We start from the raw sequence: 9,360 nt of genomic DNA on the forward strand, positions 1-9,360 counted from the left end.
CGCGGGGCTACCCGAAGGTCGTCGCGTCGAGCGCCAAGTCCCACGACGTCGACGTGCAGCGCCGGCTGTGGGCGGTCTCCGAGGAACTCACCGGCGTTGTCTATCACTTCGACTGACTCCGCGCGGCGGGGGCGACACTAAAGGCATGTCCCTCGTCGTGCCGCCCTACCCGCCGCCCCGCTATACCGCCGACGAGCCGGAGGCCAGCGCGTGGCTCAAGCGGGCCGACCAGCCGCCGGACTATGAGACGCCCGCGGTCAAGTACCACTACCTGGCCAATCAGCAGGCCACCGACGGCGACTACGGCCTGTACCGGGTCGACATCGGCCCGGCCGGCGGCGGTCCCGGACCGCACTTCCACCGCGCGATGTCGGAAGCTTTCTTCGTTCTATCCGGGACGATGAAGCTTTACGACGGCAACGAGTGGGTCGACGGCCACCAGGGCGATTTCCTGTATGTCCCGCCGGGCGGCGTCCACGGTTTCCGGAACGAGGCCGACGAGCCGGCGTCGATCCTGATGCTCTTCGCTCCCGGCGCGCCGCGCGAGGCCTACTTCGAGGGGTTTGCGGCGCTGGGCGATATGACCGATGACGAGCGGCGGGAGTGGTTCGTCCGCCACGACAACTACTTCGTCCAGTAATCGTCTTCGACCATCGCGCGGGTGCGCTCGAAGAATTTCCTTCCGCTGTAAGGCAATTGGGTGACGACTTTGCCGCTGGGATGCCGGAAGTAATTGGTGCAGGCGAGCCAGACCTTGCCCACCATGTCGGCCTGGATCTCGTCGTTGTAGCGGCGCTGCGCATCGGGCGTCACCTCGACGGTGCGCGCACCACGGTCACCGAGCACGTCGAGGATGTGCCGGATGAAGGTCGTCTGCGCCTCGTGGATGTAGATGATCGAGTTGACCCCGTTCGTGTTGGGGCCGTACAGCATAAAGAAATTCGGATACCCGGCCACCAGCGTGCCGAGGTAGGCCTCGGCGCCCTGTGTCCACTCCTCGCGGAGATGACGGCCGCCCGTCCCGTAGACGTCGATGCTGGCGAGATAGTCAGCGGCTTTGAATCCGGTGCCGTAGATGATCGTGTCGACGCGGTGTTCGACGCCGTCGACGGTGCGCACGCCGCGTTCGGTCAGCTCGGCGATCGCGGTGGTTTCCAGGCTGACGTTGGGCAGCGCGAAGGTCGGGTACCAGTCACGAGACATCAGCGGCCGCTTGCAGCCGGCCGGGTAGTCCGGCGTCAGCTTCGCCCGCAAGTCGGGGTCGGATACCTTGCGGTGCAGGTAACTACGGGCCAGCTCGGTCGCCTCGCGCGTCTGCGCGTGGTCGGTGTCGAAGCTGGCCGACTCATAGGCGTCGAAGGCCTCGTCGCGCAGCTTTTGCGCCGTCGCGGGGTCGCGCTCGAACAGTTCGTGTTGCTCTGAGCTGAACGGAAAGTCGAACCGTGGCGCGATCCAGATCGGGGTCCGCTGAAACAGCGTGAGATGCCCGGTTTTTCGCGCGATCGCGGGCACGTATTGGATCGCACTGGCCCCGGTGCCGATGGAGGCCACCCGCTCCCCCGCCGTCGACTTGCTGTGATCCCAACGAGACGAATGGAAGCGTCGGCCCCGAAACCGTTGTGCGCCTGGAATATCCGGGATGTGGGGCACATCGAGCATCCCGACGGCGCTGACCACGACGTCGAATTCGTGCTCGTCTCCGTCGTCGGTGATCAGCGTCCAGCGTCGCCGCATGTCCGACCACCGCGCCGTGTTGATCGCGGTGCCCGGCCGCAGGTGCGGGGTCAACCCGTGCTGGGCGGCGACCCGTTCGAGATAGGCCAGGATCTCCGGCTGGTTGGCATACGTCTTGCTCCACCGCGGGTTCAGCGCAAAGGAATACGAATACAGATGCGACGGGACGTCGCAGGCCGCGCCCGGAAAGGTGTTGTGCCGCCAGGTCCCGCCGAACCCGTCGGCTCGGTCGAAGATGGTGAACTCGTAGCCGCCCTCGGCCAGCTGGATCCCCATCGCGATGCCGCCGGCGCCCGCGCCGATGATCCCGACCGTGGGCTTGGGGACCATCAGACTCCCTGCGCGAAATAGGGACGGTCGGGCCGGCTCTTTTCCACCAGGATGAACACAACACCCCATGGGTCGACGAACCAGGTGGTGCGCACTCGGGCCACGTCGGCGATTCCGCTGACCAGGAAACGCACTCCCTTGCGCTCGAGTTCGGCCCGGGTGGCGTCGATATCGGTGCAGATCAATCCGACGTGGGACAACCCGTGATCGGAGACGGCAGCGCGAGCACGCTCGTCCGAGCCGGCCCCGTCCCCCTTCAAGCCCAGGTATTCGATCACTTCGAGCACCCGGTCGCCGTCGTCGTCGAATCCGAGGATGGCCGCCTTCATGCTGGGATCGGACACCAGCTCGCCCATGTCGGCGCGAATGGCATTACCGGCCATGACATATGGCGGCGAGAGCACACGCAGGCCCAATACGTCGCGATAGAACGCGACCGCGGCCTCGCAGTCCGGGACGCACACTCCGCTGTGGGCCATTCCGGTAATCACGTTCTCAACCTAGCGCTCGATCGCCCACCCGGCGATGGCCAAGCCGAATGAGTATGTTTGGGGGCCATGGCTTCCAACGGAAAAGACAGCCGCGGATGGTCGGAGGCCGATGTTGGCGATCAGAGCGGCCGCGTCGCTGTCATCACCGGCGCCAACACCGGCATCGGGTATCAAACGGCCGCCGTCCTGGCCTACCGCGGCGCGCATGTCGTGCTCGCCGTTCGCGATCTGGAAAAGGGGAACGCCGCGCTTTCGCGCATCGTCGCCGCCACGGGCCAAGGGGCCCGAAAAGTAGACGTCACCCTGCAGGAACTGGACCTGACGTCGCTGGAATCGGTGCGTTCCGCCGCGCACGCGCTGCGAATGGCCTACCCGCGGATCGACTTGCTGATCAACAACGCCGGGGTGATGTGGACGCCCAAGCAGGTCACCAAGGACGGGTTCGAATTGCAGTTCGGAACCAACCATCTCGGCCACTTCGCGTTGACGGGCCTGCTGCTCGACAACCTGGTCGCGGTGCGCGATTCGCGAGTGGTGACCGTCAGCAGTCTCGGCCACCGGCTGCGCGCGGCGATCCACTTCGACGACCTGCAGTGGGAAAACGGCTACGACCGCATCGCCGCCTACGGGCAGTCCAAGCTCGCCAATCTGTTGTTCACCTACGAGCTGCAGCGCCGGCTGGCCGCCCAGCCCGACACGAAGACCATCGCCGTCGCCGCGCACCCGGGGGGCTCCAACACCGAGCTCGCCCGCAACCTGCCGGGGATTTTCCAGCCGTTGAAGGCCGTGCTGGGGCCGGTGCTGTTCCAGAGCCCGGCGATGGGCGCGTTGCCGACGCTGCGAGCGGCCACCGATCCGGCCGTCGAGGGCGGCGAATATTATGGCCCGGACGGCTTTTTCGAGCAGCGTGGCCGTCCCAAGCTGGTCAAGTCCAGCGCGCAGTCCCACGACGAGGAACTGCAACGCCGCCTCTGGACCGTCTCCGAAGAACTCACCGGCGTGAGCTTTCCGAACCTGGTCGACCGATAATGGCCCCGTGCGGTCCGTCGAAGAACATCAACGCGTCGTAGCCGAACTGATCCGTGCCCGGCCTGCGGTCAGGGTCGCCCTGGCCGAGGCCCAAGGGCTGGTCCTGGCCGAGGACGTGGTCGCGCAGCTTGCGCTGCCCGTCTTCGACAACTCCGCGATGGACGGCTACGCGGTGCGCGCCGAGGACACCGCCGACGCCACACCCGAACACCCGGTGGTGCTGCCGGTCGCCGAGGACATCCCCGCAGGGCGGACCGACGAGCTGACGCTGCAACCGCATACCGCGCACCGCATCATGACCGGCGCGCCGGTGCCGGCCGGAGCGACGGCCATCGTGCCGGTCGAGGACACCGACGGCGGGGTGGACTCCGTCGAGATCCGGGGGCCACGCGAGGCGGGCAAGCACATCCGGCTGGCCGGTGAGGACGTCGCTGCCGGCACCACCGTCCTGCGCAAAGGCCAGGTAGTGATGCCGGCCGTGCTGGGCTTGGCGGCAGCATTGGGAATGCCTGAGCTGCCGGTGATTCCGCGTCAGCGGGTGTTGGTGGTATCGACCGGGTCCGAGCTGGTGCCGCCGGGCACTCCGCTGCGGCCGGGGCAGATCTACGAGTCAAACTCGATCATGCTGGCGGGCGCCGTTCGCGACGCCGGCGCCGACGTGGTCTCCGTGGCGACGGCCACCGACGACGTTGCGCAGTTCGCCGCGATCATCGATCGATACGCCGGTGACAGCGATCTGATTATCACCAGCGGCGGGGTGAGCGCCGGGGCGTACGAGGTCGTCAAAGACGCGTTCGGCCGCGAGGGCGATCAGGGCGTGGAATTCGTGAAGGTGGCCATGCAGCCGGGGATGCCACAGGGCATCGGGCGCGTGGCCGGGGCGACCATCGTCACGCTGCCCGGCAACCCGGTCAGCTCGCTGGTGTCGTTCGAGGTGTTCATCAGGCCCCCGCTCCGCAGGGCGATGGGGCTGCCGGATCCGGAGCGTCCACACCGGGACGCGGTCCTGGCCGAATCGCTGACCTCGCCGCGCGGCAAGCGCCAATTCCGCCGCGCGGTGCTGGATCACGACGCGAAGACCGTCACCAGTTACGGGCCGCCTGCATCGCATCACCTTCGCTGGCTGGCGTCGGCCAACGGCTTGCTGGATATCCCCGAGGATGTGGTGGAAGTCGCCGAGGGAACCCGCCTGCAGGTCTGGGATCTGAGCTAACCCGCCGGGCTGGCCACGTCCCGGTGAAACTCGTCGGCTTTGTCAAAGGCGGCGGTGCAGCGGATGGCGATCGCGACGATCGACATCATCACCGGAATGGTGACCAGCGCGGCCGCGAGCCCGACCGCACCGGCTAAGTGACCGATGAGCGGCGGGCCGAGCAGGTAGCCCAGCCAGCCGGTCGCGGCGACGATCGCGATCGCCGAGCCGGTACCGCTCGCGCCGTACGCGGCGCTGAACGCGGTCGGCACCAGCAGCGCGACGCCGACACCCAGACACGCGAAACCGACAACGCTGACAGCGGAATTGGCGGCCGCCAGCGTCACGGCCATTCCCGCCACGGCGATGATCGCGAGGGCGGGCAGCAACCGGCGGCTGGACATCCGGGCATGCAGGCGGCGTGCGCCCAACCGGGTGACGACCATGGACAGGGTGTAACCCGCGTAGCTCAACGCGGAAACCGCCGGGCCCGCGCCGACGACGTTGCGCAGGTAGTTGGCCGACCAGTCGGTGGCGGCTCCCTCGCACAGGAACGACACGAACGACACGGTCGCCAGGATGGCGACGGTAGGCGTCAGCCACGACCGCTTGGTCTTATCCGAGGTTGACGACGTACCCGGCACCCGGTCGGGGAGCAGGCGGCGGGTGAGCGCCCCCACGACGATCAGGACAACCACTCCGAGGACCGCCAATTGCAGGGCCAGACCGACACCCGCAGCGACGCACGCCGCGCCGATCAGGGCGCCCAGGAACGCGCCGACGCTCCACATCGCGTGGAAGCGCGCCATGATCGGGGCCCGCGCGAGCCGCTCGACCGTGCCGGCTTGCGTGTTCATCGCGACGTCCAGCCCGCCCTGGAAGAACCCCCACAACGCCAGCGCGAAAAACAGCGACTGCCCCGAGCTGGCCAGCCCGACCGTCGTGCCCGTCGCGGCATAGCCCGCGACCGTGATGGGGATCAGTCGGTGGCTGCCCCAGCGGGGCAGCGCCCAGTGGCTGAGCAGCGTGGCCACCACCGACCCCAGCGGCGCCCCGAACAGCGCCGTCCCCAGCGCGGCATCGGATAGGCCCAACTCCGCCTTGACCCGGGGAATGTGGGCGGCCCACGACGAAAACACCACGGCATGTGCGACGAACGTGGCGGTGACGCCGACCTTCGCGCGCCGCACCTGAGCCGCCAGACCGTCGCGATCGTGAGTTTGCATTTCGAAGGTGGGCGTTCCCATCGCAGTCGCGAACCAACCGCGGCCGGGCTCTTCTAAGATAGCCGCGTGGCACGCCGCCCCCCGACCGTCAGTCCCACCGCCGAGGACCCCAGCTTCAACCCGCAGCACGTGCTGGAACTGGTGCGCTCCGCCATTCCACCCGTGCATCCGGCCGGGAGACCGTTCATCGCCGCCGGGCTGGGCCTGGCCCTTGTAGGCCGCAACTACCGATGGTTGCGCCGCGCGGGCCTGCTGGCGGCGGGCGCCTGCGCGGGATTCTTCCGCCACCCGCCGCGGGTCCCGCCGACGCGAACCAACGCGGTCGTCGCCCCCGCCGACGGTGTGGTGTGCGTGATCGACTCGGCCGCCCCGCCCGCCGAACTCAACATGGGCGACGCGGCGCGGCCCCGGGTCAGCATCTTCCTGTCGCTGCTCGACGCCCACGTGCAGCGCGCGCCCGTCGGCGGTGAAGTGATCGACGTGCAGCACCGGCCGGGCCGCTTCGGCTCGGCCGATCTCGCCGCGGCCAGCACCGAGAACGAACGCACCAGTCTGCGGATCCGAACGAGCAGCGGCGCAGAGGTGGTCGCCGTGCAGGTCGCCGGGCTGCTGGCGCGTCGCATCATCTGCGACGCGCACGTCGGGGACAAGTTGTCGATCGGCGACACCTACGGCCTGATCCGATTCGGCTCGCGACTGGACACCTACCTGCCGGTCGGCGCCGAACCGCTGGTGCTGATCGGTCAGCGCACCATCGCCGGCGAGACTGTGCTGGCCGAGCTGCCATGATCAGCAAGCCGCGCGCCCGGAGACCACCGGTCAACCTGCAAATCCTCCCCAGCGCGATGACTGTGCTGTCCATCTGCGCCGGGTTGACCGCGATCAGGTTCGCCCTCGAACACCAGCCCAAGGCCGCGATGGCGCTGATCGCCGCGGCGGCCATCCTGGACGGACTGGACGGCCGCGTGGCCCGCATCCTGGACGCTCAGTCGCGGATGGGCGAGGAGATCGACTCGCTGGCCGACGCGGTGAACTTCGGCGTGACCCCCGCGATCGTTCTGTACGTGACGCTGCTGACCAACTCGCCGGCGGGATGGGTGGCGATCCTGCTCTACGCGGTGTGCGTCGTCTTGCGGCTGGCGAGGTTCAACGCCCTGCAGGACGACGGCAGCCAGCCCGCTTACACGCGGGAATTCTTCGTCGGGATGCCCGCGCCGGCGGGTGCGATCTCGATGATCGGTCTGCTCGGGCTCAAGCTGCAGTTCGGCGACGGCTGGTGGACGTCGACCGTTTTCCTGTGCATCTGGATCGCGGGGACCTCGATCCTGATGATCAGCAAGATCCCGATGAGGAAGATGCACGCCGCCGCGGTGCCGCCCAACTGGGCTGCCCCGCTGCTGGCCATCCTGGCAATCTGCGCGGCGGCCGCGGTGCTGGCCCCCTACGTCCTGATCTGGGTGATCATCATCGCCTACCTGTGCCACGTGCCGTTCGCCGTTCGCAACCAGCGCTGGCTGGCCGCCCACCCCGAGGCGTGGGCGGACGCCCCCAAGCAACGCCGCGCCGCGCGGCGCGCAACCCGCCGGGCACAGCCGAACCGCCGCTCGATGGCGCGGCTGGGCTTGCGCAAGCCGGGCGGGCGCCTGCCGTGACCGCCCCCGCTGACGATGCGGGTCGCCAGCTCACTTTGACCGCACGGCTGAACACCTCCGCCGTCGACTCGCGCCGCGGTGTCATTCGACTGCATCCGAGTGCCGTTGCCGCACTGGGGATTCGGGAGTGGGACGCGGTATCGCTGACCGGGTCGCGAACCACTGCGGCGGTTGCGGGCCTGGCAGGCCCGGACACCCCGGTAGGCACCGTGCTGCTCGACGACGTGGCGCTGTCCAACGCCGGGCTGCGCGAGGGCACCGCGGTGATCGTCGGCGCGGTCACCGTCTACGGCGCCCGCTCGGTGACGCTGTCCGGCTCATCGCTTGCCTCCCAATCGATTACGCCGGTCACGCTGCGGCAGGCGCTGCTCGGCAAGGTGGTGACCGTCGGCGACGCCGTGTCGCTGCTGCCCCGGGATCTGGGCCCGGGCACCTCAACGTCCGAGGCCTCCCGGAGGCTTGCCGCCTCGGTGGGCATCAGCTGGACCTCCGAGCTGTTGACCGTCACCGGCGTCGACCCGTACGGACCCGTCAGCGTGCAACCCAACTCGTTGGTCACCTGGGGCGTGGGCGTTGCGCCCGGCACCCCGTCGTCATCGCGGATATCGGTCGAAGTCGCCAGCCCGGTGATGGTCGTCGAAGAACTCAAAGGCTCACAGCCGCAGGCGGCCAAGCTCGTCGAGTGGCTCAAGCTCGCCCTCGACGAACCGCACCTGCTGAAGACCCTGGGCGCCGGCGCCAACCTCGGGGTGCTGGTGTCGGGCCCGGCCGGCGTGGGCAAGGTGACGCTGGTGCGGACCGTGTGCGGCGACCGCCGGCTCGTCACATTGGACGGCCCCGAGGCTGGCGCGCTGGCGCCCGACGACCGTCGGGGGACCGTGGCCTCCGCGGTGAAGACGGTTCGGGATGGCGGCGGCGTCCTGCTGATCACCGATGTCGACGCCCTGCTGCCGGCCACCGTCGAACCGGTTGCCGCACTGATCCTTTCCGAGCTGCGGACCGCGGTGGCCACCGAGGGCGTCGCATTGATCGCCACCTCCGCGCGGCCCGACCAGCTCGACGCCCGGCTGCGGGCCCCCGACCTGTGCGACCGGGAACTGAGCTTGCCGCTGCCCGACGCCGCCACCCGCAAGGCGTTGCTGGAGTCACTTCTGAAAGCGGTGCCCACCAAAGACCTCGACCTCGACGAAATCGCCTCTCGGACACCGGGTTTCGTTGTCGCCGACCTGGCCGCGCTGATCCGCGAGGCGGCGCTGCGGGCGGCGTCGCGGGCCAGCGCCGACGGCCAGCCGCCGAAGCTCAGCCAGGAGGATCTCGTCGGCGCGCTGACCGTCATCCGGCCACTGTCCCGCTCGGCCGGCGAAGAACTGACGGTCGGCAACGTCACGCTCGACGATGTCGGCGACATGGCCGAGGCCCGACAAGCGCTGACCGAAGCCGTCCTCTGGCCGTTGCAACACCCCGACACTTTCGCGCGCCTGGGTGTCGACCCGCCCCGCGGTGTGCTGCTCTACGGCCCGCCCGGTTGCGGCAAGACCTTCATCGTCCGCGCGCTTGCCAGCACCGGGCAGCTCAGCGTCCACACCGTCAAGGGCTCCGAGCTGATGGACAAGTGGGTGGGCAGCTCCGAAAAGGCTGTCCGCGAATTGTTCAGGCGCGCACGCGATTCCGCCCCGTCGCTGGTGTTCCTCGACGAGATCGACGCG

Annotated in this window: 9 protein-coding genes and 1 pseudogene; 7 read left to right on the top strand and 3 right to left on the bottom strand. The window is 68.9% G+C overall.

Going from position 1 to position 9,360, the window contains the following annotated elements; genetic code table 11:
- Together JOZ00_RS26300 and JOZ00_RS26305 are read left to right on the top strand one after the other, a co-directional pair.
- Nucleotides 1-116: pseudogene (locus JOZ00_RS26300) on the top strand (short-chain dehydrogenase); the annotation flags it as partial.
- 29 nt (nucleotides 117-145) lie between these two features.
- Nucleotides 146-640 carry a cupin domain-containing protein gene (locus JOZ00_RS26305; protein ID WP_293350361.1) on the top strand — a complete coding sequence of 165 codons (495 nt, stop codon included), beginning with the start codon at nucleotides 146-148 and terminating at the stop codon, nucleotides 638-640.
- Here the strand turns inward: JOZ00_RS26305 and JOZ00_RS26310 are convergent.
- Together JOZ00_RS26310 and JOZ00_RS26315 are read right to left on the bottom strand one after the other, a co-directional pair.
- Nucleotides 625-2,064, bottom strand: a complete 1,440-nt coding sequence (locus JOZ00_RS26310; protein ID WP_293350364.1) for an NAD(P)/FAD-dependent oxidoreductase — start codon at nucleotides 2,062-2,064, stop codon at nucleotides 625-627. The two genes, JOZ00_RS26305 and JOZ00_RS26310, sit on opposite strands and share 16 nt — an antisense overlap.
- Nucleotides 2,064-2,555, bottom strand: a complete 492-nt coding sequence (locus tag JOZ00_RS26315) for a VOC family protein (protein WP_293350366.1) — start codon at nucleotides 2,553-2,555, stop codon at nucleotides 2,064-2,066. Before JOZ00_RS26315 ends, JOZ00_RS26310 begins: the two co-directional genes overlap by 1 nt.
- A gap of 66 nt (nucleotides 2,556-2,621) precedes the next feature.
- On the opposite strand from JOZ00_RS26315, the gene JOZ00_RS26320 reads away from it, so the two are divergent.
- Together JOZ00_RS26320 and glp are read left to right on the top strand one after the other, a co-directional pair.
- Nucleotides 2,622-3,584, top strand: a complete 963-nt coding sequence (locus JOZ00_RS26320; protein WP_293350369.1) for an SDR family NAD(P)-dependent oxidoreductase — start codon at nucleotides 2,622-2,624, stop codon at nucleotides 3,582-3,584.
- Nucleotides 3,585-3,591: 7 nt separating this feature from the next.
- On the top strand, nucleotides 3,592-4,797 hold the full coding sequence (gene glp, locus JOZ00_RS26325; RefSeq protein WP_293350372.1) for a gephyrin-like molybdotransferase Glp: 1,206 nt from the start codon (nucleotides 3,592-3,594) through the stop codon (nucleotides 4,795-4,797).
- Here glp and JOZ00_RS26330 read toward each other — a convergent pair.
- A complete protein-coding gene (locus tag JOZ00_RS26330; protein ID WP_293350375.1) occupies nucleotides 4,794-6,002 on the bottom strand; it encodes an MFS transporter in 1,209 nt (402 codons plus the stop codon). The two genes, glp and JOZ00_RS26330, sit on opposite strands and share 4 nt — an antisense overlap.
- A gap of 66 nt (nucleotides 6,003-6,068) precedes the next feature.
- On the opposite strand from JOZ00_RS26330, the gene JOZ00_RS26335 reads away from it, so the two are divergent.
- The 3 genes from JOZ00_RS26335 to JOZ00_RS26345 all read left to right on the top strand — a co-directional run.
- On the top strand, nucleotides 6,069-6,791 hold the full coding sequence (locus JOZ00_RS26335; RefSeq protein ID WP_293350377.1) for a phosphatidylserine decarboxylase: 723 nt from the start codon (nucleotides 6,069-6,071) through the stop codon (nucleotides 6,789-6,791).
- Nucleotides 6,788-7,654: a CDP-diacylglycerol--serine O-phosphatidyltransferase gene (gene pssA, locus JOZ00_RS26340; protein ID WP_293350380.1), complete on the top strand. Its 867-nt coding sequence runs from the start codon at nucleotides 6,788-6,790 to the stop codon at nucleotides 7,652-7,654. Before JOZ00_RS26335 ends, pssA begins: the two co-directional genes overlap by 4 nt.
- A partial coding sequence (locus JOZ00_RS26345; protein WP_293350383.1) for an AAA family ATPase occupies nucleotides 7,651-9,360 on the top strand: 1,710 nt, incomplete at its 3' end. The genes pssA and JOZ00_RS26345, both read left to right, overlap by 4 nt.

The sequence above is a fragment of the Mycobacterium sp. genome (assembly GCF_019243155.1).
GTDB lineage: Bacteria > Actinomycetota > Actinomycetes > Mycobacteriales > Mycobacteriaceae > Mycobacterium.

Excerpts from the sequence above, each read along its gene's own strand:
- JOZ00_RS26305 (WP_293350361.1), top strand. The coding sequence starts at position 146 with ATGTCCCTCGTCGTGCCGCCCTACCCGCCGCCCCGCTATACCGCCGAC.
- JOZ00_RS26310 (WP_293350364.1), bottom strand. The coding sequence starts at position 2,064 with ATGGTCCCCAAGCCCACGGTCGGGATCATCGGCGCGGGCGCCGGCGGC.
- JOZ00_RS26320 (WP_293350369.1), top strand. The coding sequence starts at position 2,622 with ATGGCTTCCAACGGAAAAGACAGCCGCGGATGGTCGGAGGCCGATGTT.
- JOZ00_RS26330 (WP_293350375.1), bottom strand. The coding sequence starts at position 6,002 with ATGCAAACTCACGATCGCGACGGTCTGGCGGCTCAGGTGCGGCGCGCG.
- pssA (WP_293350380.1), top strand. The coding sequence starts at position 6,788 with ATGATCAGCAAGCCGCGCGCCCGGAGACCACCGGTCAACCTGCAAATC.